Annotated in this window: 23 protein-coding genes, 2 tRNA genes and 2 pseudogenes; 11 read left to right on the top strand and 16 right to left on the bottom strand. The window is 65.9% G+C overall.

What is annotated here, in order from left to right; translation table 11 throughout:
- Positions 1–79, bottom strand: a 79-nt coding sequence (locus tag AC5Y4N_RS09605; protein ID WP_499912685.1) for a DUF2510 domain-containing protein, incomplete at its 3' end; no start/stop codon positions are given.
- Positions 80–460: 381 nt separating this feature from the next.
- Between AC5Y4N_RS09605 and AC5Y4N_RS09600 the strand changes: the two genes are divergently transcribed.
- On the top strand, positions 461–922 hold the full coding sequence (locus tag AC5Y4N_RS09600) for a hypothetical protein (RefSeq protein ID WP_499912697.1): 462 nt from the start codon (positions 461–463) through the stop codon (positions 920–922).
- On the opposite strand, the pseudogene AC5Y4N_RS09595 reads toward AC5Y4N_RS09600, so the two are convergent.
- A pseudogene (locus AC5Y4N_RS09595) lies at positions 913–1,008 on the bottom strand (SDR family NAD(P)-dependent oxidoreductase); the annotation flags it as partial. The gene AC5Y4N_RS09600 and the pseudogene AC5Y4N_RS09595 sit on opposite strands and share 10 nt — an antisense overlap.
- A 116-nt stretch (positions 1,009–1,124) precedes the next feature.
- Complete coding sequence (locus tag AC5Y4N_RS09590; RefSeq protein ID WP_499912635.1) at positions 1,125–2,057, bottom strand: alpha/beta hydrolase; 933 nt, start codon at positions 2,055–2,057, stop codon at positions 1,125–1,127.
- Between the two features lie 105 nt (positions 2,058–2,162).
- On the opposite strand from AC5Y4N_RS09590, the gene AC5Y4N_RS09585 reads away from it, so the two are divergent.
- Positions 2,163–2,723 carry a TetR/AcrR family transcriptional regulator gene (locus tag AC5Y4N_RS09585; protein ID WP_499912637.1) on the top strand — a complete coding sequence of 187 codons (561 nt, stop codon included), beginning with the start codon at positions 2,163–2,165 and terminating at the stop codon, positions 2,721–2,723.
- Positions 2,724–2,909: 186 nt separating this feature from the next.
- On the opposite strand, the gene AC5Y4N_RS09580 is transcribed toward AC5Y4N_RS09585, so the two are convergent.
- From AC5Y4N_RS09580 to dnaA, 10 genes are all read right to left on the bottom strand, one after another.
- A tRNA-Ala gene (locus AC5Y4N_RS09580) sits at positions 2,910–2,982 on the bottom strand.
- Positions 2,983–3,088: 106 nt separating this feature from the next.
- Positions 3,089–3,162, bottom strand: a tRNA-Ile gene (locus AC5Y4N_RS09575).
- A 39-nt stretch (positions 3,163–3,201) separates the two neighbouring features.
- On the bottom strand, positions 3,202–3,930 hold the full coding sequence (locus AC5Y4N_RS09570; protein ID WP_499912639.1) for a DUF3566 domain-containing protein: 729 nt from the start codon (positions 3,928–3,930) through the stop codon (positions 3,202–3,204).
- Between the two features lie 34 nt (positions 3,931–3,964).
- Positions 3,965–6,967 (bottom strand): intein-containing DNA gyrase subunit A, encoded by a 3,003-nt coding sequence (gyrA, locus tag AC5Y4N_RS09565; protein ID WP_499912641.1) that lies wholly within the window; start codon positions 6,965–6,967, stop codon positions 3,965–3,967.
- Positions 6,968–6,982: 15 nt separating this feature from the next.
- Positions 6,983–9,013: a DNA topoisomerase (ATP-hydrolyzing) subunit B gene (gene gyrB / locus AC5Y4N_RS09560; RefSeq protein ID WP_499912643.1), complete on the bottom strand. Its 2,031-nt coding sequence runs from the start codon at positions 9,011–9,013 to the stop codon at positions 6,983–6,985.
- Positions 9,014–9,224: 211 nt separating this feature from the next.
- The gene (locus AC5Y4N_RS09555; RefSeq protein ID WP_499912645.1) at positions 9,225–9,746 is read right to left on the bottom strand and encodes a DUF721 family protein; all 522 of its coding nucleotides are present in this window, start codon (positions 9,744–9,746) and stop codon (positions 9,225–9,227) included.
- A complete protein-coding gene (gene recF, locus AC5Y4N_RS09550; RefSeq protein ID WP_499912648.1) occupies positions 9,743–10,885 on the bottom strand; it encodes a DNA replication/repair protein RecF in 1,143 nt (380 codons plus the stop codon). The genes AC5Y4N_RS09555 and recF overlap by 4 nt, the downstream gene beginning before the upstream one ends.
- A gap of 10 nt (positions 10,886–10,895) precedes the next feature.
- Positions 10,896–11,789, bottom strand: a complete 894-nt coding sequence (gene gnd / locus AC5Y4N_RS09545; protein WP_499912650.1) for a phosphogluconate dehydrogenase (NAD(+)-dependent, decarboxylating) — start codon at positions 11,787–11,789, stop codon at positions 10,896–10,898.
- 43 nt (positions 11,790–11,832) lie between these two features.
- A complete protein-coding gene (gene dnaN / locus AC5Y4N_RS09540) occupies positions 11,833–13,026 on the bottom strand; it encodes a DNA polymerase III subunit beta (RefSeq protein ID WP_499912652.1) in 1,194 nt (397 codons plus the stop codon).
- Positions 13,027–13,539: 513 nt separating this feature from the next.
- Positions 13,540–15,051, bottom strand: a complete 1,512-nt coding sequence (gene dnaA / locus AC5Y4N_RS09535) for a chromosomal replication initiator protein DnaA (protein WP_499912654.1) — start codon at positions 15,049–15,051, stop codon at positions 13,540–13,542.
- Positions 15,052–15,535: 484 nt separating this feature from the next.
- Here dnaA and rpmH point away from each other — a divergent pair, with 484 nt between their 5' ends.
- The 9 genes and pseudogenes from rpmH (at position 15,536) to AC5Y4N_RS09490 (ending at position 21,890) form a co-directional block, all read left to right on the top strand.
- A complete protein-coding gene (gene rpmH, locus AC5Y4N_RS09530; RefSeq protein WP_083088040.1) occupies positions 15,536–15,679 on the top strand; it encodes a 50S ribosomal protein L34 in 144 nt (47 codons plus the stop codon).
- Positions 15,680–15,701: 22 nt separating this feature from the next.
- Positions 15,702–16,061 carry a ribonuclease P protein component gene (gene rnpA, locus AC5Y4N_RS09525; protein ID WP_499912656.1) on the top strand — a complete coding sequence of 120 codons (360 nt, stop codon included), beginning with the start codon at positions 15,702–15,704 and terminating at the stop codon, positions 16,059–16,061.
- Positions 16,058–16,417, top strand: a complete 360-nt coding sequence (gene yidD / locus AC5Y4N_RS09520; RefSeq protein ID WP_499912658.1) for a membrane protein insertion efficiency factor YidD — start codon at positions 16,058–16,060, stop codon at positions 16,415–16,417. Before rnpA ends, yidD begins: the two co-directional genes overlap by 4 nt.
- 43 nt (positions 16,418–16,460) lie before the next feature.
- Positions 16,461–17,504, top strand: coding sequence for a membrane protein insertase YidC (gene yidC, locus AC5Y4N_RS09515; protein WP_499912687.1), 1,044 nt, complete (start codon positions 16,461–16,463; stop codon positions 17,502–17,504).
- 47 nt (positions 17,505–17,551) lie between these two features.
- Complete coding sequence (locus AC5Y4N_RS09510; protein WP_499912660.1) at positions 17,552–18,130, top strand: Jag family protein; 579 nt, start codon at positions 17,552–17,554, stop codon at positions 18,128–18,130.
- A gap of 66 nt (positions 18,131–18,196) precedes the next feature.
- Positions 18,197–18,889, top strand: coding sequence for a 16S rRNA (guanine(527)-N(7))-methyltransferase RsmG (rsmG, locus tag AC5Y4N_RS09505; protein ID WP_499912662.1), 693 nt, complete (start codon positions 18,197–18,199; stop codon positions 18,887–18,889).
- A 93-nt stretch (positions 18,890–18,982) separates the two neighbouring features.
- Positions 18,983–19,908: pseudogene (locus AC5Y4N_RS09500) on the top strand (ParA family protein); the annotation flags it as partial.
- A 24-nt stretch (positions 19,909–19,932) separates the two neighbouring features.
- On the top strand, positions 19,933–20,904 hold the full coding sequence (locus AC5Y4N_RS09495; RefSeq protein ID WP_499912664.1) for a ParB/RepB/Spo0J family partition protein: 972 nt from the start codon (positions 19,933–19,935) through the stop codon (positions 20,902–20,904).
- 227 nt (positions 20,905–21,131) lie between these two features.
- Complete coding sequence (locus AC5Y4N_RS09490; RefSeq protein ID WP_499912666.1) at positions 21,132–21,890, top strand: acetyltransferase; 759 nt, start codon at positions 21,132–21,134, stop codon at positions 21,888–21,890.
- Here AC5Y4N_RS09490 and AC5Y4N_RS09485 read toward each other — a convergent pair.
- The 3 genes from AC5Y4N_RS09485 to trxB all read right to left on the bottom strand — a co-directional run bounded on the left by AC5Y4N_RS09485 (position 21,880) and on the right by trxB (position 24,541).
- The gene (locus tag AC5Y4N_RS09485) at positions 21,880–23,073 is read right to left on the bottom strand and encodes an N-acetylmuramoyl-L-alanine amidase (RefSeq protein ID WP_499912668.1); all 1,194 of its coding nucleotides are present in this window, start codon (positions 23,071–23,073) and stop codon (positions 21,880–21,882) included. The two genes, AC5Y4N_RS09490 and AC5Y4N_RS09485, sit on opposite strands and share 11 nt — an antisense overlap.
- Positions 23,074–23,237: 164 nt before the next feature.
- A complete protein-coding gene (trxA, locus tag AC5Y4N_RS09480; protein WP_499912671.1) occupies positions 23,238–23,570 on the bottom strand; it encodes a thioredoxin in 333 nt (110 codons plus the stop codon).
- Positions 23,567–24,541 (bottom strand): thioredoxin-disulfide reductase, encoded by a 975-nt coding sequence (gene trxB / locus AC5Y4N_RS09475; RefSeq protein ID WP_499912673.1) that lies wholly within the window; start codon positions 24,539–24,541, stop codon positions 23,567–23,569. The genes trxA and trxB overlap by 4 nt, the downstream gene beginning before the upstream one ends.
- Positions 24,542–24,550 lie beyond the last annotated feature (9 nt).

The following is a 24,550-nucleotide window of genomic DNA, read 5'->3' as shown; positions in this document are numbered from 1 at the left end:
CGCCGTCCCAATATCGTGTTCCCTCAGTGCCTCCTGGATCGGGATACCACCCTGGAGGGGGATTAACAATGTTTGACATAGCAGTTCCTCAGGCCATCTGGGCGAGTAGGCGCAGCCGGACGGCGTCCTGACCGATTTCAGCCTATGGCATGCCCGCGTACCACCCCGGTAGCAAACTTGTGCAGGCCTAGGGGATTCGTTATCTCCCGTGTCGCGAAGATCGGCAAACTCACCCTGCGCCACGCCAGTCGCCTACACCACCTCGGCATCGGCCGCACCCACGCCGGCACCAAAGTCCTCATCATCGTCACAGCCACCACCGTCAGCGTCGTGGCCACCGCCCCACCGACTCATCGCCAGCCACCACATCGACCCCGACCACAACTACTGGCGCAACCAACAAAAAAGCCCCGGCCGCTGGCCAGGACCCGTAACCGATCACGCGACTCATGTGTAAACCATGACCCGACTCATCACACATGTGGAGCTGATGCGGCGTTACTCGAACCTTGACAGTATGGCAAAAATCGTTCATATGCTGCGTGAATCCGGTGCGCTAACCCCTGACGGGCATGTCCAGGCACCGAGTTCCACTCGTGTTGAGGTTGATCCGCCCGAGCCGTTCAAACTCACCCAACGGCTCAAGCCGGACGTCATAGACCAAATCATTGCCTGCTACCAAGCAGGAGAACCCTCGACCTCCATCGCCACCAGCTTCAACATCAGCAAGGGCAGCGTCATTCGGCTTGTTCGCAATGCCGGCGTGGCAATCCGCAAGCAAGGGCTCACTCAGGAGCAGGTCGAGGAGGCCATCAAGCTATACGTGGACGGCAAGTCATTGGCGTGGATCCGAAAGCACCTCGGTGTCGACCACGGCACGGTATGGCGCCAGCTGCGCAAGCGTGGTGTGAAGATGTCGTAGCCCTCGCTGGCGAGGTGGCGAGCGAAGGCCGCTCCGATGCCGGCAGATGCTCCTGTGATCAGGGCAGCGCGTCGGGTCGTGTTCATGGGTGGGTGTTCCTCACTGGTAGGCGTCGGCCACCATGGCCGACGGATCGGGGGTGCGCGTGTAGTGCGCTGCGGGGGTGGGGTGTCTGTGGGGTGGGAGGCCGCCTGGCGTTGGCTCACACCACCACTGGGACGTGGCGATTTATGAAGTCGATCTGGTCGGTGACGATCCGGTCGAAGTGCGGATCCAGGTACGGCTCGAAATGCGTGCAGTCATAGGAGCGGACTTCACCGTGTGGGATACGCGCCACAGTCTTCTGGGCCTTGGCGTAGGGAGTGACGTCGTCCTTCGTGGCGAGTTGAACCAACGTCGGCGCGATGATCTTGGCGGCATGTCGTCCGGGTGAATACAGCGGCACGCGCAGGGCGATGCGGGCGGCGACGTCGTTTTCGGCGAGAAGTTGCTCGCGCTTGTGCTCGGCCGCTTCGCCCCCGGCCATCTCCTCGACGAGTTCATAGGCGCCGGGTGAGGTCATCATGGCGACCTCGCCGGGCCTGCCGATGGACTTCACTCGGTAGGGTGCCCGCCCGAGCCATGCGCCGACCTGATCGCGCAGTCCTGCGGCGATGAGGCGTGCGACCAATTTGGGGGATTGAGAGAACGCTGATGCGGGTCCGGTGACGTGGGGCACCTGGACGATGGCGGCCGCGAGATCGTGGTCGCGGGCGGCCAAGTTGAGAACGTGGCCACCGCCGAAGGAGGAACCCCAAGCCACCACCCGGGTGGTGTCGACGTTGTCCAGGCTGCGGGCGAAGGCGATGGCGGCCCGCCAGTCAGCCTGCTGTTTGGCGATGTCAAGGATGCGGCGGGGTTGTCCCTCGCTGGCACCCCAGTGCCGGTAGTCGAACACCAGGGCGGCGTAGCCGGCTTGGGCGAATCGTACGGCGTAGGCGTCCAGGCGCAGCTCGCGGAACGCGGCAAACCCGTGCGCCAGCACCACGATGGGCGGATTCTCGACGCCCTCGGGCTGATAGAGCCACGCCGCGCAGGAGGCGCCCTCGGACGCAAACGTGACGTCGTGTCGGACGTAGCTAAGCGGCTGGTTCATGGTGCTGGCCTCCATCGGCTATCTTGAATGCTGTTCAACAAAACGTAATATCTTCTTGAACGCCATTCAACAGAATGTGACGTAGACGGCAATCAGGAGGACGTGATGGCGCGGAACAAGCGCCCGCAAGCCGCCGACGAGAAGCGTGCAGAAATCGTCGCAGCAGCGAGGCGGCTGTTCATAGATGCCGGCTATGACGCCACCCCGATGAGCCGCCTGGCCAAGGAAGCCGGGGTGGCACCCAACACCATCTACTGGTACTTCGGGGATAAGGACGACGTTCTGATCGCTGTGCTCGAGAGCGTCATGGCCGACGTCTGGCCGCAGTATGAACAAGTTGCGACCGAACCGATCCCCGTCCGACTGCTGTGGGTGGTTCGCCAGTTACACCAGATGAGCCACCTAGTGACGACGGTGCACGCCCGCGTCGAACATTCCGCCGCCATAGCCGAGTGGCATCACAACTTCCATCTGATCACCGGCGCCCTGGCCCGTTACGAATTGGAGACTGCCGGAGTCTCAACTTCGACTGTGGAAGCCGAAGTGATGATCGGAATCTTCACCATCGAAGGACTCCTCATGCACGACCAGAACGAAAACGAGCAACGCGCCATCTGCAACGCCCTTGCTTCACGCTGGACTTTGACCCAGCCGCACCCGTCCTGAGCAGGGAAGTTGACGAGCGGTCTGCTGCCTGGGCTGCCCAGGTTGATGTCGGCTGACTCGTTCGCATCGAGTAGGTCATCACATGTTGGATCGCGTCATGCGAGCGGCACCAGCTGAATCCTTGAGAGGGTAAGCGATTCGCCGACTTCGCAGGGTTAGAGTAAGGACACTTAGGTGTCGAGAAAGTGGAGCCTAGGGGATTCGAACCCCTGACTTCTGCCTTGCAAAGGCAGCGCTCTACCAACTGAGCTAAGGCCCCTCGGGGTGGGTCGGCAGGGTGTGCCAGACCTCGGCGGCCCGCCGCGATCGCGCCCAGATCACCAGCGCCGCCAGCGCGGCGAGCACCACAACCCATCTCATTTTCGTGGGGCTAGGAGGACTCGAACCTCCGACCTCTTCGTTATCAGCGAAGCGCTCTAACCGCCTGAGCTATAGCCCCGAACGACCGCCGAGATTACCGCAACGGCGCCTGCCTCTGTTAATCGCGATCGGCGAGCGTCACCTCGACTCCGCCGACCAGATCGGTGGTGAGGTTGTAGATGAACGCGCCGACGGTGGCCAGCGCCGTCAACAGGACGATGTTGACCAGGCCGATCAGCGCCGCGCTGCCGAAGATGGTGCCGCTGGACACCAGCTCGCTGTTGGAAGTGTTGTTCAGCAGGTCGCCGACGTTGCTGTTGAGCTTGGCCCACACGCCCATGCCGCCGAGCACCAGGTACAGGAACGCGACGGCGATCATCCACGCGAAGAACAGCGCCACCGACAGCACCAGCGACACCTTCAGCACGCTCCACGGGTCGACGCGGCGGATCTGCATGCTGGCCCGTACCGGACCGCTGGTACGGGTGCCCACCTGCACACGGGGACGCGGCGGAGCTGCGGGCTCGCCCTGCCTCTCGGTTGCGGGCGCCGGCCGCGGCGGACGCGGCGGGACCGGGCCGGAGAGATCCGGGAGCTCGCTGCGCACGTTCTCCGCGCGCGTCGGCACCTCTGTGCGGGCAGGTGCGGGGACCTCCGCTTCCGCGGGCGGCGCACCGGCCGGCGATCCCGAGATGAAGCGGTTGATCCGCTCCTCGATGCCGGCCGGTTCGTGGGGGCCGGACGCCTCGGGACGCCGCGGCGGCTGCTGCGGCGGGCGGGCCGTGGCCGCAGAGCGCTGCCAGGGGCGCGGGCCGTCGCCGTTGCCCGGCTCGTTCGGTGAGCTCACCTACCGCTCCTTACGTGGTCGAGTCCGGTCGGGCCTATTGCTCGTCGCGCAAGCGCTCGTCGGCCTGGGCACTGTCAGTTTCCTCGGCGTTGCGTGCGATGGCTACCAGTGTGTCGCCCTCGCCCAGGTTCATCAATCGAACCCCCTTGGTCTGCCGGCCGGCCTTGCGGACCTGCCGTGCGGCGGTGCGGATCACGCCGCCGCCCGAAGTGATCGCGTACAACTCGGTGTCGTCGTCGACCACCAATGCGCCCACCAGCGTGCCACGCCGTTTGTCGTATTGGATGGTCAGCACCCCTTTACCGCCGCGGCCCTGGACGGGGTACTCGTCGATGGCCGTGCGCTTCGCGTAGCCGCCGGACGTGGCGACCAGCAGATAGGTGCCCTCGCGCACGACGTTCAGCGACAACAGCGCGTCGTCGGTGTTGAACCGCATGCCCTGCACGCCCGAGGTGGCGCGGCCCATGGGGCGCAGCGCCTCGTCGCTGGCGGTGAACCGGATCGACTGGCCCTTCGCGGACACCAGCAATAGGTCGTCGTCGCCGGAACACAACACCGCGCCGACGAGCTCGTCGCCGTCACGCAGGTTGATCGCGACGATGCCGCCGGATCGGTTCGAGTCGAAATCGCTGAGGCGCGACTTCTTCACCAGCCCGTTGCGGGTGGCCAGCACCAAATACGGAGCGTCGTCGTACGACTTGATCTGGATCACCTGCGCGATGCGTTCGTCGGGCTGGAACGCCAGCAGGTTGGCGACGTGCTGGCCACGCGCGGTGCGGGAGGCCTCGGGCAGGTCGTAGGCCTTTGCGCGATAGACCCGGCCTTGGGTGGTGAAGAACAGGATCCAGTCGTGAGTGGAGCAGACGAAGAAGTGGTTGACAATGTCGTCTTGCTTGAGCCCGGCGCCCTGCACGCCCTTGCCGCCGCGCTTCTGACTGCGGTACAGGTCGGTCTTGGTGCGTTTGGCGTAGCCGGTTTCGGTGATCGTGACGACGACGTCCTCGCGCGCGATCAGGTCTTCGTCGGACACGTCGCCGTCGGCGGCGATGATCCGGGTGCGCCGGTCATCGCCGTGCTTGTCGGCGATCTCTTTGAGTTCGTCTTTGACGATCCCGCGCTGGCGTTCCGGCTTGGCGAGAATGTCTTCCAGGTCGGCGATCTCGGCCTCGATCTTGGCCAAGTCGTCGACGATGCGCTGACGCTCCAGGGCGGCCAGCCGGCGCAGCTGCATGTCGAGAATCGCCTGGGCCTGGATCTCGTCGATGTCGAGGAGCTCGATCAGGCCTTGGCGGGCCTCGTCGACGGTTTGCGATCCCCGGATCAACGCGATCACCTCGTCGAGCGCGTCGAGCGCCTTGACCAGGCCGCGCAGGATGTGCGCGCGTTCGTTGGCTTTTCGCAGCCGGTAGCGGGTGCGGCGGATGATGACGTCGAGCTGATGGTCCACATACAGCCGGATCATCTGGTCGAGCCGCAGGGTGCGCGGCACGCCGTCGACGATGGCGAGCATGTTCGCGCCGAAGCTGGTCTGTAGTTGGGTGTGCTTGTACAGGTTGTTCAGCACGACCTTGGCCACCGCGTCGCGCTTGAGCTCGACGACGATGCGGATGCCGACCCGATCACTGCCCTGGTCTTCGATATTCGCTATGCCGGAGAGCTTTCCGTCGCGAACCTGCTCGGCGATGGACGTGATGAAGTTGTCGTGGTTGACCTGATAGGGCAGCTCGGTGATCACCAGCGAGGTGCGGCCGCGCGAGTCCTCTTCGATCTCGGCAACACCGCGCATGCGGATGGACCCGCGCCCGGTGGTGTATGCGTCGGTGATCCCTTGTGTGCCGACGATCAAGCCCGCTGTGGGGAAGTCAGGTCCCTTGACGTACTTCATCACCGCCTTGAGGGTGGTCTCCTCGTCGGCGTCGTAGTTGTCCAGGCACCAGAACACCGCGTCGGCCAGCTCGCGCAGATTGTGCGGCGGGATGTTGGTGGCCATGCCGACCGCGATGCCGCCGGAGCCGTTGGCGAGCAGGTTGGGGAACCGGCTCGGCAGGACGGTCGGCTCCTGCACGCGACCGTCGTAGTTCGGGATGAAATCGACTGTCTCCTCGTCGATTTCACGCAGCATCTCCATCGCCAGGGGAGTGAGCCGCGCTTCGGTGTTGTGGCTGACGAACCCGTTGGTGACGAACGCGTGGTCGTCTGTATCGATGCGCAGGCTGTAGACCGGTTGTACGCCGGCGTCGGTCACCGAAGCGACGCGCGCGTAGTAGTACGGCGAGCCCACGTGCGGAAAACACACTTGTTGCTGCGATGTCGGGGATTTTTTGCCAACAACTGTGTTCTCGGCCAGCATCACCACCACGTCGCCGGCCCGGATTTTCTCGATGAGCTTCCATTCGTGCTTGCCCCCGACCACGCACAACAGCGGGTGGTTGGGCGTGCCGGTGACTTCGAAGCCTTCGACCGTACGCACGGTGTAGGTCTGGTGATCGCCGGAGTGAAACAGCCGGTCGGCGAGCACCGGTTCGCCGTGGCGGCCAACGACTTTCAGCTCGATGATGTTGTCCGAGTTCGGCCTCGCCCCGGGCACCACGTCGCGAATGCGAACGGAATCACCATCCGGCAAAGCCACCAACGCATCACCGGTGACGCAATACCTCATCGCCGCCGGTGGGTCGTTGCCCGGCGAACCGAAGTTGCCCTGACCGTCGACAAGCGGGTAACGCAGCGACCACGGCTGCGCCATGCGTACCAAGGTGTCGTAGATCGACGCGTCACCGTGAGGGTGGTAGTTACCCATCGTTTCGGCAACGGAGCGTGCGGATTTCGCGTGCGAGCGATCCGGACGGAACCCGGAGTCGAACATCGCGTAGAGGACCCGGCGGTGCACCGGCTTGAGGCCGTCGCGCACTTCCGGCAGGGCACGCCCGACGATTACGCTCATCGCGTAGTCGATGTAGCTGCGCTGCATCTCCTGCTGGATGTCGACCGGTTCGACCCGGTCGGCGGACTCGTCTGGCGGCAGCGTGGTGTCAGTCATGAGTTCCTTTGTGGACTAAACGTCGAGGAAGCGAACGTCTTTGGCATTGCGGGTGATGAATGAGCGCCGCGCTTCGACGTCCTCGCCCATCAGAATCGAGAACAGCTCGTCGGCCGCGGCCGCGTCGTCCAAAGTGACCTGTCGCAGCACCCGCACCGACGGGTCCATCGTGGTCTCCCACAATTCCTTGGCGTCCATCTCGCCGAGACCCTTGTAGCGTTGGATGCCGTCGTCCTTGTTGATCTTCTTGCCGGCCTTCAGACCGGCTTCGAGCAACCCGTCGCGTTCCCGATCGGAGTACGCGAACTCCGGCTCGGCGCGCTGCCACTTGAGCTTGTACAGCGGCGGCTGGGCCAAGAACACGTGCCCGTTTTCGATCAGCGGCCGCATGAACCGGAACAACAGCGTCAGCAGCAGTGTCGAGATGTGCTGGCCGTCGACGTCGGCGTCGGCCATCAGCACGATCTTGTGGTAGCGCAGCTTGGAGATGTCGAACTCGTCGTGGATGCCGGTGCCCAGCGCAGTGATGATCGCCTGCACCTCGGTGTTTTTCAGCACGCGGTCGATGCGCGCCTTCTCGACGTTGATGATCTTGCCCCGCAGCGGCAGGATCGCCTGGAACATCGAGTCGCGTCCGCTCTTGGCCGAACCACCCGCCGAATCGCCCTCCACCACATACAGTTCCGACTTGCGCGGATCAGTGGAGCGGCAATCGGCGAGCTTGCCGGGCAGCCCACCGATGTCGGTGGCGCTCTTGCGCCGCACCAGTTCGCGGGCCTTGCGTGCTGCGATGCGCGCCTGGGCTGACGAAACCGCCTTGTTCACAACGACTTTCGCGTCGGCAGGATTCGCCTCGAACCAGTGGGTGAGTTGCTCGTTGCAGACGCGCTGGACGAACGACTTCACCTCGGTGTTGCCGAGCTTGGTTTTGGTCTGGCCTTCGAACTGCGGCTCGGCGACCTTGACCGAGATCACCGCGGCCAGGCCTTCGCGGATGTCGTCGCCGGTGAGGTTGGGGTCCTTGTCTTTCAACAACTTCCGGTCTTTGGCGTACTTGTTGACCACCGACGTCAACGCGGCCCGGAACCCTTCCTCGTGAGTGCCGCCCTCGTGGGTGTTGATGGTGTTGGCGAAGGTGTGCACCGACTCGGAATAGCCGGCGTTCCACTGCATCGCGACCTCGACCTCGTGACCCGGACCCTTGCCGGAGAAGTCGACGACGCTGTTGTGAATCGGCTGTTTGGTGCGGTTGATGTGCTTGACGAAGTCGACCAGGCCGCCGGGGTAGTGGAACTCCCGCCGCTTGACCTTGTGGGCGGTGGCTTCGGCTGCTTGTTCCTCGGCGGTCTTCGGCGCCTCGGCGGTGTCGCTGACGACCTCGTCGACCACTTCCACTTCCGACACCCGCTCGTCGGTGAGGGTGATGGTCAGCCCCTTGTTGAGGAACGCCATCTCCTGCAGCCGCCGCGCGACGGTCTCGAAGTCGTATTCGGTGGTTTCGAAGATGTCCGGGTCGGCCCAGAACCGCACCGTGGTGCCGGTCTTCTTGGTCTTCTCGCCCTGCTTGAGGGTGCCGGGCACCGAGTGGTCGTAGGACTGGAACCACTCATAGCCGTCCCGTGAGATGTCGACTTCGAGCCGGGTGGACAGCGCGTTCACCACGGAGACGCCGACGCCGTGCAGCCCGCCGGACACCGCGTAGGCGCCGTCTTCACCGCCGAACTTGCCGCCGGCGTGCAGCTGGGTCATCACCACGTCCACGGTCGGCGCGCCACTGGCGTGCATCTCGACCGGGATACCGCGACCGTCGTCGGTGACTTCGACGCCGCCGTCGGCAAGCAGCCGCACGTCGACGCGGCTGGCGTAGCCGGCCATCGCCTCGTCGACCGCGTTGTCGACCACCTCCCAGATCAGGTGATGCAAACCGCGCTCACCGGTGGAGCCGATATACATGCCGGGCCGCTTGCGAACCGCCTCCAGCCCCTCGAGGATGGTGATGGATGAGGCGCCGTACTCCGTTTGTGCTTTCTTCTTCTGGGCAGCCACGGTCGGACAGGTCTCCTTGGGGTTCGCATGCGAGCGGTTCGGTCACCGCGAGCGGGGTCTTCGCCCAGTCTACCGGTAACTGCCGCCAGCACCGATTCTGAAGCGGTGTTTCTACACAGCTAAAAACGCCGTGTACGAGATTTCGCGACCAGCGGCGCGTCCTGACGCTTGCGGCTTTTCTTTTCGCGGTTCAAGCGGCTCTCAGCGATGCTTATCCGTAGGTGTCGCGCGGTCCACGCCCCGCCACCCGCAGCGGTCCTTTTCGCCACGACGGTGCCACCGGTCCGGTGATCTTCAGCGACGTCACGACGCCGTCGCCGACCGCGGCGGCGATCTTCGCGAGCAATTGGGCCTGCATCATGCGCAGCTGTGTGGCCCAGGCTGTGCTTTCGGCCGTCACGCTGAGCACCCCGTCGTGCAGGGCCGTAGGTGTGGCGTGCTCGGCGATCTGTTCGCCGACCACCGACCGCCAGCGCCCGAAGACCGCTCCTTCGGCCACCCGGCCCGACCATCCGCGCGTCGCCGCGACATCGCGCGCGGCCGCGCCAAGTGGTTGGGGATCTCGGACGTCGGGACCGGGGCCGGACCATGAGCGCCGGTTGCCTTGCCGCCCGGCCACGCGTGGCGTGCCGGTGCCGCGGCGGCCCTGCCCGACGTTCTTGCCCTGCGCGCGGGCGGCGCTGCGGGCCTCTTCCAGCGTGCGGCGCACCAGATCCATCGCGTCGTCGCTCATGACGTCACCACCGACATGCGGCCGGCGTCGTCCTCGCACAGCCCGATCATGATGCGCCGGGCCTCGAGCTGTGCCGGAATGTCCTCGACCACTGCCGCCGTCACCAGCACCTGCTCGGCTTCGGCGGCAACCGCAGCCAGCGCCCGTCTGCGCGTGGTGTCGAGTTCGGCGAACACGTCGTCAAGTAATAACACGGGCTCGGTGCCGTCGGACCGCAACAGCTGGTATGCCGCCAGCCGCAATGCCAAAGCCATGGACCACGATTCACCATGAGAGGCAAAGCCTTTCGCGGGCTGCGCACCGAGGATGAGATCGAGGTCGTCACGGTGGGGGCCGACCAGGCAGACACCGCGGTCCAGTTCCGCGGAGCGGCGCGCCGCCAGTGCGGCCAGCAGCGCCGCTTCCAGATCCGCTGTGTCGCCGGGGCCTAACTCCGCGTCGATGCTCGACCGGTAGCGGACGTCTGCGCTGCGCGACCCGGGTGCCAGCAGCTGGTAGGCCTTCTCGACTTCGGGTCTCAGCTCGTTGGCCAATGCGATGCGCGCAGCCAGTAGCTGTGCTCCGTGCTCGGCCAGGTGGCGATCCCAGACATCGAGGGTGTGCAGCAGCCCGTCGTCGCGGGTGCGGTGTCCGGCAGCGGTTTTCAGCAGAGCTGTGCGTTGGCGCAGCACCCGGTCATAGTCGGCGCGGACACCGGCCAGCGCCGGGCGCCGAAGTGTCGCGAGGTCGTCCAGGTACCTTCTGCGCTCGCTCGGATCGCCGCGCACCAGGGCCAGGTCCTCGGGAGCGAAGAGGACGGCGCGCAGCACGCCGAGCACTTCACGTGGGCTGCGAACGGGGGAGCGGTTCAACCGAGCCTTGTTCGCCTTACCGGCCGTGATCTCCAGGTCGACGGACAGCTCACGGCCATCGTTGACCACGATCGTCGAGACCACCGCGCGCGGTCGGCCCGCGCGAATCAACGGTGCGTCGGTGGCCACCCGGTGCGAGCCGAGGGTCGACGAATACCACAGGGCCTCAACAAGATTCGTCTTTCCGTAGCCGTTCGGCCCGACGAACACAGTCCGCCCGGGCACCAACTCCAGGTCCACTTCCGACCAGGACCGGAAGTCGCGCAATCCCAAGTGCCGCACATACATGGGCTGCGAACTATCCCGATTGGCTCACCCGGTGAACGGCGTGACCACCGAATTGATTACGCAGAGCGGCAACAGCTTTCATGGTGGGGGAGTCCTCCTGGCGAGACAAGAACCGCGCGAACAGCGATGCAGCGATCCCCGGAACCGGTACCCGCAGCCGAATGGCCTCTTCGACGGTCCAGCGGCCCTCGCCGGAATCCTCGGTGTAGCCGGTGATCTGTGTCAGCCCGGGGTCCTCCTTGAGCGCTTTGGCCAGCAGTTGCTGCAGCCAAGACCGCACCACCGTGCCGTTGGTCCACGCTTGGTAGACGGCTTGCGGGTCTTGAATCAGGTCCTCGGCGTTCAGCAGTTCGTAGCCCTCGGCATAGGCCGACATGAGCGCGTACTCGACACCGTTGTGCACCATCTTCGCGAAGTGGCCGGCACCCACCGGCCCGGCGTGCACGAAGCCGTCTTCGCGCGGGCCCGGCGGCCGCAGCGCGTCGAAGATCGGCATGGCCCGCGCGACGTCGGCGTCGCTGCCGCCCACCATCAACCCATAACCGGCCTTCAATCCCCAGATACCGCCCGAAACGCCGGCATCGATGAACGCAATCCCCTTCTGCGCCAAGAGCTTTGCATGGGGACCGTCCTCGGTGTACCGCGAGTTGCCGCCGTCGATCACCAAGTCGCCCTCATCGAGCTCCTCGGCCAGCGACGCGATGGTTCCGTGGGTGATCGGCCCCGAGGGCACCATCACCCACACCACCCGCGGGGGCGTCAGCGCTTCGGCGAGCGCAGCCAGTGACGGCACATCGGTGACTTCGGGCCGCGGGTCGTACCCGACGACGTCGTGGCCGCCGTCGCGTAATCGTTCGCGCATGTTGAAACCCATCTTGCCCAGACCCACCAGGCCCAGCTGCATGTATGCCTCCCTCTTGTGGAATCGCGCGGACAGGATCGGCGCGTCAGCCGGGTAGCCGAACGGGCATCAGCAGGTAGACGTAGTCCGACGGCACGGCCGGGAACGGCCCAGCGGCGGGACGCGACGTGTCGTCCCCGGCGGCCGGGCGCAGCACGGCGGGCCGGCTGGGGGTGGTGAATCCAAACGACACCTTCTCGCTGTGCAGCGAAGTCAGGCCGTCGGTCAGGTACGTCGGGTTGAACGCGATGGTGAGCGGGTCTCCCGAAAACTCCACCGGCAGATCCTCTTCCGCGCGGCCGACGTCGTCGGCGCCGGCGGCCAGCCGCAAACTGCCTTCGCTGAACTCCATGCGGACTTGCGCGCCGCGGTCGGCGACCAGCGCCACACGTTTGATGGCTTCCACGAGTTCCGCGACGTCCACGGTGGCGACGGCGGTGTGTTCGCTGGGCAGCAGCTGGCGGAACTTCGGGAATTCGGCGTCGAGCAGTCGCGTGGTGCTGCGTTTGCCTTCACTTCGGATGCCGAGCAGCCCCTCCTTGCCGACATTTGCGCCCGCACCCAACGCGAGCCCGACCTCGGCGCCGGTGATTCCGGCTCGGGCGACCTCGGCCAGTGTCTTGGCCGGCACCAGCACCGCGGCCTCGATGTCCGCCGATGACGTCGACCACGTCAGTTCGCGAACCGCCAGCCGGAACCGGTCGGTGGCAGCCAAAACAACTGTCTCGCCGGAGATTTCCACGCGGATGCCTGTCAGCATGGGCAACGTGTCGTCGCGCCCGGCCGCCACGGCGACCTGCGCGATGGCCTCGGAGAACAATTCAGCGGAGATCACCCCGGTTTCCTCCGGCAGCGCGGGCAGCGCCGGATAGTCCTCGACCGCCATGGTGGGCAGTGAGAACCGGGCGCTGCCGCACGTCAGCGCCACGCGGGTGCCGTCGACGCTGACGTCGACCGGTTTGGCCGGTAGCGCACGGGTGATGTCCGACAGTAGCCGTCCGGACACCAAAACCTTTCCGGGAGTGGCGATTTCAGCGGGTACCTGAACCTCGGCCGACACTTCGTAGTCGAACGAGCAGATGGTCAATCCGGTGTCGGTGCCTTCCAGGAGCACACCGGCGAGCACCGGCACCGTCGGCCGGGTCGGCACGTTACGCGCTACCCACGCCACCGCATCGGCGAAGTCCTCGCGGACCAGCCGGAATTTCAAGTCGGTCAAGCCGACCGTCGTCGTCGCCACCTCACACAGCCTTTTCTTGGATCACTGTTCGTCACACACTTCGTCCGCGGTTCCCGGGCCTCACAACCAGGTGACCGTCGTGTACCTACGACGACCGTAATGGCTGTCGAGGCACCACCGTAGAGCTTTCGCCCGCTCGATAAAAGCTAATCGATCAGCCCGACAAGCACTGTCCGCGAGCCCCGCCACGGGTGTGCAGAACCGTTGTCCCCAGCGCCTTCTTCTGACCGAAATATAGAGAGATAGATAAGCAACAGTAGTAGGGCCTGTGGAATCTGTGGATACCTCGCGTTTGTGCTGAAAGGGTGCCGCACCGCGTTGTGTACGGCCGGTGCACGACTGTGCCCCTAGGACTCTGGCGATGTGCATGGCGGGCGGCTGTCCACGTCCCGGTGCACAGTCGGCGGCGTTGTCGCGGAGTTGTGCACAAGGTTATGCACACGCGGGGTGGCGAAAAAAGGGGTGCACGCGGCCGAGGTTCTTGGCGCCGGCACGGTCGAATGTGGGATGAGATCAGCGCTTGGAGCGCTGGCGGATGCGGGTGGTGAGTTCTTTCACCTGATCGAAAACCTCGCGACGCTGAGCCATCTCGCCGCGGATCTTGCGCTCCGCGTACATCACCGTGGTGTGGTCGCGGCCGAACGCCTGGCCGATCTTGGGCAGCGACAGGTCGGTGAGCTCGCGGCACAGATACATCGCAACCTGGCGAGCCTGTGCCAGCGAGCGGGTCTTGCCGGGCCCGCGCAGTTCCTCGATGGTGGTTTCGAAGTACTCGGCGGTGGCCGCCATGATCATCGCGGTGCTGATCTGCATGCTTTCCGCGTCGGAGATCAGATCGCGCAGCACTATTTCGGCGAGTGCGCGGTCGATCGGCGTCTGGTTCAGCGACGCGAATGCAGTCACCCGGATCAGCGCACCCTCGAGTTCGCGGATGTTGCGTTCGATGCTGCTGGCGATCAGCTCCAGGACGTCGTCGGGCACGTCGAGCCGGTCCATCTGCGCCTTCTTGCGCAGAATCGCGATGCGTGTCTCCAGTTCCGGCGGCTGGACGTCGGTGATCAGACCCCATTCGAACCGCGTGCGCAGCCGGTCCTCCAACGTGGCCAGCTGCTTGGGCGGCCGGTCCGACGAGATCACGATCTGCTTGTTCGCGTTGTGCAGCGTGTTGAAGGTGTGGAAGAACTCCTCCTGGATGCCTTCCTTGCCTTCGATGAACTGGATGTCGTCGACCAGAAGCACGTCGATGTCGCGGTAGCTGCGTTTGAACGCGACCTTGCGGTCGTCGCGCAGGGAGTTGATGAAGTCGTTGGTGAACTCTTCGGTGGAGACGTACTTGACCCGCATGCCGGGGAAGAGGCGCTGGGCGTAGTTGCCGGCCGCGTGCAGCAGGTGGGTCTTGCCCAGCCCGGACTCGCCCCAGATGAACAACGGGTTGTACGCGCGGGCCGGCGCCTCGGCGATGGCGAGGGCGGCGGCATGTGCGAAGCGGTTCGACGCACCGATGACGAACGTGTCGAAGGTGTAGCGCTTGTTGAGGCTGACGCCCTGTGACTGGCCGGCGGGATTGTGGGCGGGTTTGTTCAAGAAGTACGACGGCCACGACTCGTGCGCGCTGGCCAACGCTTCGGTGTCGTCGTCGACCTCGTCGTCGCTGTCGAGATGCGGGTCGTCGAGCTGTGGCTCGGCGGGCGGGGGTTCGTCGGCGTCCCCGGGCTCCGGCGGCGCAATCCGCACGCCGAGCTCCACACGTTGGCCGAGCCGGCGGCTCAGCGCGTCGATGATCTGGTTGCGCAGGTGGCGTTCGATCTCGTTCTGGACGAAACTGCTGGGCACCGACAGCAGCGCGAACCCTTCGGCGATGGTCAGCGGTTTGACCAAGGTGAGCCATGCCCGCTGCTGTGGAGTCAGCGGTGGACCGGTGCGGTCGCCGTTGCTGGCTGACGAGCCGTTCGGGATGTCGCCGTTGAGTTCGGAGACGACGGTGTTCCATACCTCGGCGAACGGCGCGTCGGGTTCAGCGGTCAACGACGAGAACCCCCTTTGGCGTCGGTCGAGGGTCGACAAAAGTAACGAGGTCAACTGTCCACATAGTTATCCACAGGTGTGGACAGGACAGCGGCTCGCTTCGATGTCGCTCGGCGTGAGTCTTCGGCCGCTCCGCATGGAAACGGCACTGCCAGAAGCTAACAGGTTTGGCGAAGGCTGGCCAACCGTTCGGCAACATTGCCGACGACAAGTCGGCGTGTCGCTTGACGATGGTGACGGTTGTGACAACAGTGATCGCCGCTGTGGTGGCCGGACGCCGTTTGACCGGCGGTATCGGTGTCAGTACCCTCAAACGGTCGCCCGAAAGTCGGCGATACGGCAGCGAACCGGGGGAGTGTCCACCGGGGTCCGCGCCGGTTAGCGAGCGAGACGAGCTTACGAGCGGCATCCGCGTCAGCTTCGGCATGGTGGGTTAGACGATGCGCGAGTCGACGAGGTGCCAGACGCATGAGGAGAAAATGCCGTGGCCAAGGGCAAGCGCACCTTCCAGCCGAACAATCGCCGGCGCGCACGCGTGCACGGTTTTCGCCTTCGGATGAGGACCCGCGCGGGGCGCGCGATCGTATCCAACCGCCGGCGCAAGGGCCGGCGGACGCTGACTGCTTGAGTCGGCGCGGATAGCGACGACGGTGCTTCCGGCGCACAACCGGATGACGCGGTCGACGGAGTTCGGCGCCACTGTCAAAAACGGGGTGCGGGCCGTCGAACGGGATCTCGTGGTGCACGCGCATCGCTGTGACCGCCCCGACGACGCCGGCCCGCGGATCGGCCTGGTTGTCGGTAAGTCCGTCGGCTCCGCCGTGGATCGGCACCGGGTGGCGCGACGGCTGCGTCACGTCGCGCGCAATCTGCTCACCGAACTCGACCCGGCGGACCGGATCGTGATCAGGGCGCTGCCCGGCAGCCGCTACGCGATCTCGGCGCGGCTGGAACAGGAACTGCGGTCGGGTCTGACGCGTGCCCGGGTGCTGCCGAGGAGCCAACGGTGAGAGCGGACCTCGCGGCGGCGCGCCGCTGGCCCGTGCGCTGTGCAATCTTCGCGATCGAGCTGTACCGCACCTACGTGTCACCGCTGCGCTTGCCGACATGCCGGTTCATGCCGACCTGTAGCCAGTACGCGGTCGAGGCGCTGACCGAGTACGGCTTGGTCAAAGGCGGCTGGCTGACCGCGGTGCGGCTGGCGAAATGCGGACCGTGGCATCGCGGCGGATGGGACCCAGTTCCGGAGGAACACAACAGCAATCATCGGTGCGGCGACGTGGAAGCGCTTGCCCGAAGCCCAGAATGCGCAGCCGACGGCTGGGAGACCCCAGCGCAGCGAGGGGAGAGCACGTCCCGTGTTTGATCTGTTCAGCCTCGACATCATCTACTACCCGGTGTCGGCGATCATGTGGCTTTGGTACAAGGCCTTCGCCGCAGTGCCGTTCCTCGGCCCGTCGAGCTTCTTCACATGGGCGCTGTCGGTGATGTTCCTGGTGTTCACGTTGCGCGCGATTCTGTACAAGCCGTTCGTTCGGCAGATCCGCACCACCCGCCAGATGCAGGAGATGCAGCCGCAGATCAAAGCGCTGCAGAAGAAGTACGGCAAGGACCGGCAGCGCCTGGCGCTGGAGATGCAGAAGCTGCAGCGCGAGCACGGCGTGAACCCGATCCTCGGGTGCCTGCCGATGCTCGCGCAGATCCCGGTGTTCCTCGGGCTCTACCACGTGCTGATGTCGTTCAACCGGACCCAACACGGCATCGGTCGGCTGGGGCTGAGCCCCGATCAGAACCGCCAGATCGGCAACTATGTGTTCAGCGTCGCCGACGTGAACCACTTCCTCGACGCCAACTTGTTCGGTGCGCCAATCGGGGCGTCGATGACCCAGTCGACGGGAAGCATCGCAGCGTTCCACGAATTCAACCGGCTGTCGGTGATTTTGATCGGGGTGCCGCTGATGCTGCTGGCGGGCTTCGCGACGCACATGAACAGCCGGGCGTCGATCACGCGGCAGAGCCCCGAGGCGGCGGCCAACCCGCAGACCGCGATCATGAATCGCCTTGCGCTGTACATCTTTCCGCTCGGCGTGGTCGTGGGTGGTCCGTTCCTGCCGCTGGCCATCATCATCTACTGGTTCGCCAACAACATCTGGACGTTCGGGCAGCAGCACTACGTGTTCGGCAAGATCGCCAAAGAGGAAGAGGCGAAGAAGCAGGAAGCGCTCGCCCGACGGGCGGCCAATGCACCCGCACCCGGCGCGAAACCGACCCGGCCCAAGAAGGCAGCGGGGGACGGAGCCGGTGACGGCGCGGTGAAGCCCGACGCCGAGGCGGCGGATGGCCGCTCGGGAAAGAGCGACAGCACACCTCCAAACGGTGCAGCCTCGGACGGCGGAGGTGGCGTCGGCCGCACGCCGCGACCGGGCGCGCGTCCGAAGAAGCGCAAACGTTGAAGCCGGATGCCGCGACAGCGGCGGGCACATAGGGGAGAGGGACACGGATGAGCGACGCAGAGACCGCCGAGCGCGAAGACAACGTCGACGACAACGTGAACGACGACTCGACGGGCGATGTGAGCGACGAGGCGGCCGGCAGTACCAAGGTCGACGACCTCGAGGAGCGCTTGGTGGCCGAAGGCGAGATCGCCGGGGACTATCTCGAGGAGCTACTCGATTTGTTGGACTTCGACGGTGATATCGACCTCGACGTCGAGGGCAACCGAGCCGTCGTCAGCATCGACGGCGGCCAGGACTTGGTGAAGCTGGTCGGCCGCCGCGGTGAGGTGCTCGACGCGCTGCAAGAGCTCACCCGGCTGGCCGTGCATCAGAAGACAGGCGAGCGCAGTCGGTTGATGCTCGACATCGCGAACTGGCGCCGCCGCCGCCGCGAGGAGCTGGCCGCCCTCGGACAAAAGGTGGCCCAGCGAGTGTTGGAGACGGGAACCCGCGAGCAGCTCGCCCCGATGACGCCATTCGAGCGCAAGATCGTGCACGACGCGGTGGCGGCGATCCCCGGTGTTCGCAGCGAGAGCGAAGGTCAGGAGCCCGCGCGGCGCGTCGTCGTCCTGCTGGATCAGTAGGCCCGACTTACATCGATGTAGTTCGATGGCCGCGATTGTCCCGGCCGCCGCGGAGGGATGTTTCACGTGAAACATGGCGTGCCGCCTGATCCCCCGCCCGCTGCGGGTCGTCTACTCGGAGATCGCCTCGGCTTGGCGATGCGGTACGCCGAGCTCCTCGTCACTGCCGGCGTCGAGCGGGGACTGATCGGCCCACGGGAGGTCGACCGCATCTGGGACCGCCACATTCTGAACAGCGCGGCTATTGCTGAGCTGCTGCCGCCGGGTGCGCGAGTAGCGGACATCGGCAGCGGGGCTGGCCTTCCCGGCATACCCCTCGTCCTCGCGAGGCCGGACCTACGGATGTCGTTGGTGGAGCCGATGCTGCGCCGGGCCACCTTCTTGCTGGAGGCGGTCGACGCGCTCGGGCTCGGTGTCGCGGTCGTCCGCGGCAGAGCGGAGGAACCGGACGTTCGCGCTCAGGTCGGCCCGGCAGACGCCGTGGTGTGCCGGGCGGTCGCGTCGCTCGATAAGTTGGCGAAGTGGTCGGCGCCGCTGTTGGTGCGCGGGGGATTGCTCATTGCGATCAAAGGCGAGCGAGCCGAGGAAGAAGTGGAACGGTATCGGCGTGTGATGGCGTCGTTAGGTATAGAGACTGTCAGGGTGGTGAGATGTGGCGGGGACGACTTAGATCCGCCGACGACCGCAGTGGTCGGGGAGCGGACCGACGCGACCCCACGGCAGACGCGAAGGCGAGCGCAAAGCGGGAGGCGACCGTGACGACGGGCGACACGTCCAGAGAAGCGGCCACCGCGGACGCGAATGTTTCACGTGAAACCTCGATAGCGGGGCCGGGGAGCGTCACCGACGTAACGCCGAGCAACCCCGCCGCCGACACCGACTCCCCGTGGCGCGCCGACCCGGCCGACACCCCGATCGGCGCCGCCGCGCACCGGGCCACGCAGATTCTGCACACCACGCACCCCCGCCTCCCTCGACCGTCGCGCCGGCGGATCTTCACGGTCGCGAATCAGAAGGGCGGCGTCGGCAAGACCACCACCGCGGTGAACCTCGCGGCGGCTCTCGCGCTGCAAGGCCTCAAGACCTTGGTCATCGACCTCGATCCGCAGGGCAATGCGAGCACCGCCCTGGGCATCGAGCACCGGCACGCCGGCACGCCGTCGTCATACGAGATGTTGCTCGGCGAACTACCGCTGGCCGACGCGATCCGCAAGAGCCCGCACAGCGAGCGCCTGTTCTGCGTCCCGGCGACCATCGACCTCGCCGGCGCGGAGATCGAATTGGTCAGCATGGTGGCGCGGGAGAACCGGTTGCGCACCGCGCTCGCCGCCCTGGACACCACCGACTTCGACTACGTCTTCATCGACTGCCCGCCGTCGCTTGGCCTGCTGACCATCAACGCGCTCGTTGCCGCACCCGAGGTCCTCATCCCCATCCAGTGCGAGTACTACGCGCTCGAGGGGGTGTCGCAGTTGATGAACAACATCGAGATGGTCCGAGCGCATCTGAACCCGGCGCTGACTGTGTCGACGGTGGTGCTGACCATGTACGACGGCCGGACCAAGCTGGCCGACCAGGTGGCTGAAGAGGTCCGCCGGTACTTCGGTGACAAGGTGCTGCGTACCGTCATCCCGCGCAGCGTCAAAGTCTCCGAGGCGCCGGGCTACAGCATGACGATCATCGACTACGACCCGGGCTCACGCGGAGCGATGAGTTACCTCGACGCCAGTCGCGAACTCGCGCACCGCGACGGCCCCACTGGGCCACCGAGTCGCTGACAGACCAACGAAGAGGAGGCACTGATGACCCAAGCGTCACGCCGCAAGGGCGGCCTCGGCCGCGGGCTGGCATCGCTGATCCCGACCGGCCCCACCGAGACCGGTGCGGCGGGCCTCGGACCGCGCATGGGTGACGCCGCCGCGGACGTCGTGCTGGGTGGTCCGCCCGCGGTCGACGCCGCGTCCGTCGGTGCGGTGTACCGAGAGATCGACCCGGCGATGATCGTGCCGAACCCGCGTCAGCCGCGACAGGTGTTCGACGACGAAGCCCTCGCCGAACTCGTGCACTCCATCCGCGAGTTCGGGTTGATGCAGCCGATCGTCGTGCGCGCTCCCGATTCGGCCGGCCGCTATCAGTTGGTCATGGGGGAGCGGCGCTGGCGAGCCGCCCAGCAGGCCGGCCTCACCGCGATCCCCGCTATCGTGCGCGAGACCTCCGACGACAACATGCTGCGCGACGCTTTGCTGGAGAACATCCACCGGGTGCAGCTCAACCCACTCGAGGAGGCGGCGGCCTACCAGCAGCTGCTCGACGAGTTCAACGTCACCCACGACGAACTTGCCGCGCGGATCGGCCGGTCGCGGCCGTTGATCACGAACATGATCCGGCTGCTGCGGTTGCCGATCCCGGTGCAGCGCCGCGTCGCTGCGGGCGTGCTCTCGGCGGGCCATGCCCGCGCGCTGCTGGCACTGGAGGGGGGTCCGGACGCACAGGAGGAGATGGCGGCCCGGATTGTCGCCGAGGGGCTTTCCGTGCGCGCCACCGAGGAGGCTGTCACGCTGGCCAACCGCGGCGACGCCACACCCAGTACCGGACCGCGCCGCAAACCGATCCAGATGCCGGGCTTGCAAGACATCGCCGAGCGACTGTCGGGCGCGTTCGACACGCGGGTCACCGTGAGCCTGGGCAAGCGCAAGGGCAAGATCGTCGTCGAGTTCGGATCCGTCGACGATTTGCAGCGGATCGTGGCGCTGATGGACAACGCGAACCGCTGATTTCGCCCGTGCGCTGACACCGGGCCGATACGTCACTGTGACGGCATCAAGACCGGATCGCGACGTGCAAGTGACCTCCGCGCGAAAGATTGTGTGGCTCAGGAATTTTCACGCTGCGGGGGAGTCGACCAATGCAGAACCGCCGAAACTGGCCCATACCGCCCACCCTCTTTTATTCTGGAAGCGCTGCCTTGGGCAGCAGCATCCCATGGAGGCCTCAGAGCGTAGTGTCTGCCCGAATCACGCCACTGCGGCTCGAGTATTTCGAGCAGCTTCCTAAGCATGCCCGGCGCTGCGTGTACTGGGAGGTCGACCCGACTGCGCTGGGCAGCGACGACCACTTCGCCGATCCCGAGTTCGAGAAAGAGGCCTGGCTGTCGATGGTCATGCTCGAGTGGGGTGCGTGCGGCCAGATCGCGGTCCCGGCTCGGGACGAACGCACCGATGCCGAAGACGGCGGCGAAGACACCGCCCTCGACGCGCCGTGTATCGGCTACGCGCTGTACGCGCCGCCGGGCGCGGTGCAGCGCGCGAGATGTTTCCCCACCGCTCCGGTGAGCCCGGATGCGGTGTTGCTGACGACGTTGGGGGTCGAGCCCGAACATGCCGATACGCTGTCGCGGCGCCTGATCGCGCAGGCGGTCGCTGATCTGCAGCGCCGCGGCGTGCGAGCGCTGGAGGCGTTCGGTCGCACCGCCGAAGCCGACGAACTCGTCGACCATCGCGCCGCGCCGGCAGACGTCAAGCCGGTGGTCGAGCCGTTCGGTGACTGCTCGTTCGACCAGTGCATGATCACCGCGGACTTCTTGCTCGACGTCGGCTTCACGGTCGTCGCCCCCCATCCGTACTTCCCGCGGCTGCGGCTGGAACTCGACCAAGGCTTGGGGTGGAAGGCCGAAGTGGAGGCGGCGCTGGAGCGGCTGCTGCAGAGCGCGCAGATGGAGCCGGTGGGCGCCGGTGCCTGCAGGGTGGACGCTACCGACTGAGCCGGCTGGTCTGTTCCACCGACAGTTCGTGCGCCAGCAGCTCGGCGAACGTGAAAGTGCCTGTGGGGCGGTCGTTTTTGCCGAGCAGATAGAGGCGCTTGACCGCGGCCAGAATTCCTTCGGCGATCGAGTCGCGGGTCTGTGCGGTTACCAACATCGCGCGGTCGCGTGGATTCGTGATGTAGCCGATGTCCACCTGAACCGTCGGCATCCGCGTCAACCGCAGCAGATCCCAGGTGCGGCCGTGCGCGCGGCAGTCCAGTAATCCCGTGCGCGCCACCACTTCACGCTGAATGAAGTCGGCGAGGTTGCGCCCGATCGTCGACACCGAGCCGTGCGAGTTGCCGAAGTGAAACGACGCAACACCGTTGGGCAGCGGACTGGGCTGGGTGGCGCAGCGCAAGCTGATCATCAGATCGGCGCCGACGGTGTTCGCCGTTGCGGCCCGCTCGGCATCCGACGGGCTGCGGTTGGCCGGGCGGGACAGAAACGTTTCCATCCCGATCGCGGTCATCCGGCCCTCAAGCCGTGAAGCCAAGTCCCACAAGATGTCTGACTCGCTGATCGGCCCTGCGGGCCCTTGCACGATCGCGCCGTGATCGTCACCGCCGCGGCCCGGGTCGATGATGATTCGCTTGCCGGACAGCCGTGGGCCGGAGCTGCGCACCAGCTCTTCTTCCCGAATCGCATGCGGGGAACCGCCGGTCACGCGGGAACCGAGAAAGTACAAGGAGCGCAACGTTTCTGGGCCGCAGATACCGTCCGGAGTGAGCCCGTACTCGCGCTGGTAGGACATCAGTGCGTTGTGGGTATGCAAACCGAAGTGGCCGTCCACCAGCCCGGTGTAAAAGCCCAGATCTTGCAGTCGGGCCTGCAGCGAGGCCACGTCGTCGCCGTACATCGGCGCGCCGAACTGGTGATGCAGGACTCGTGCGCCGAGCCGGTATGACGCCTCTTTCAACGCCCGGTACGTGGCTTCACCGACGACCCCGTCGACGAGCAGGCCGCGATGCTGCTGGAACGCCCGCACGGCTTGGTCGAGTTCGGCGTCGAACAGCTCGGGGACCGAATGCTTTCCGGTGGTCAGGTCCGCGTCGGGATCCTCCAGCCAACCGAGCGACGCGAGCGCGCTGCGGATTTCGGCAACCGCGCTGCTGCGGTCGCCGCGGCGCAGAGTCGACATAGAAGGCCTTTCGGTCACGGTCGTCGAGCCAGACGTCACGTCGCGCGGTTGTCGTGTTCTCAATGCTTCTCGCGCAACCGGCTCATCGCCGAACTACACATATTGTCGCAGACGGTTCTCCGAATCGAGAAAACGCCAGGCGACCCGGCGGGCCGCCTTGTCGGCTAGATCTCGTCGGCGAGCTCCCGCAACAGGGCCGCCTTGCTCTTGGCGCCGACGATCCGTTTGACCGGCTGGCCACCCTTGAACAGGATCAGCGTCGGGATCGAGATCACCTGGAAGTCGCGGGCGGTCCCCGGATTGGCGTCGATGTCGATCTTGGCGACGGTCAGCGCGCCGGACTTCTCTGCGGCGATCTCCTCGAGCACCGGGGCCACCATCCGGCACGGCGAGCACCACGTCGCCCAGAAGTCGACCAGGACGGGCCGCTCGTTGGCGAGGACGTCCTGGGCGAAGGAGTCGTCGGTGACGGCGATGGTCGCAGTGGATTCGGTCACAGCGGTGCTCCAATCAAGTTGTCGGCGGTGTCGGTGTGGGCGGTCTCGGCGAGCCAGCGTTCGGCGTCGATAGCCGCGGAACAGCCGGTGCCGGCCGCCGTCACCGCTTGCCGGTAGGTGCGGTCCACCAGGTCGCCGGCGGCGAAGACCCCCTCCGCTGAGGTGTGGGTACTGCGGCCGCGCACCAGTACGTAGCCGTCGCCGTCGACGTCGATCTGGTCGCGGACCAGATCAGAACGGGGATCGTGGCCGATCGCGACGAACACGCCGGTGACGTCGAGCGTGCTGTCCTCGCCGGTCTTGGTGTTGTGCACGCGAAGCCCGGTGACGCTGCTGTCGCCGCGCACTTCAGAAACCACGGTGTTAGTGAGGAAGCGGATCTTGTCGTTGTCTTCGGCGCGGGCCAGCATGATTTTCGACGCACGGAACTCGTCGCGGCGGTGCACGATCGTGACGCTTCGGGCGAAGCGGGTCAGAAACGTCGCCTCTTCCATTGCCGAGTCGCCGCCGCCGATCACCGCGATGTCCTGCTCGCGAAAGAAGAACCCGTCGCAGGTGGCACACGAGCTGACCCCGCGGCCCAGCAACTCCTGCTCGCCCGGTACGCCGAGGTAGCGCGGGGCAGCTCCCATCGCCAGGATCACCGCGCGGGCATGGTGGGTTTCGTCGCCGACGGTGACGGTCTTCACCGGCCCGGTCAGCGACACCGCGTCGACGTCTTCCATGCGCAGGTCGGCGCCGAACCGCAGTGCCTGCTCGCGCATTTCGTCCATCAACTCGGGGCCGGTGATACCGGCGCGAAATCCCGGAAAGTTCTCGACTTCGGTGGTTGTCATCAGCGCGCCACCGAATTGCGAGCCTTCGAACACCACGGGGGACAGCTGGGCGCGGGCGGCGTAGATCGCCGCGGTGTAGCCGGCCGGTCCTGAGCCGATGATGATCAGGTCGTGGACGGTGGGGGACGACGCCATGTCAGCCTT

This window comes from Mycobacterium sp. NGS19 (assembly GCF_059813155.1).
Note: the sequence above shows the minus strand (reverse complement) of the source record. Positions and strands in the feature narration are given on the sequence as shown.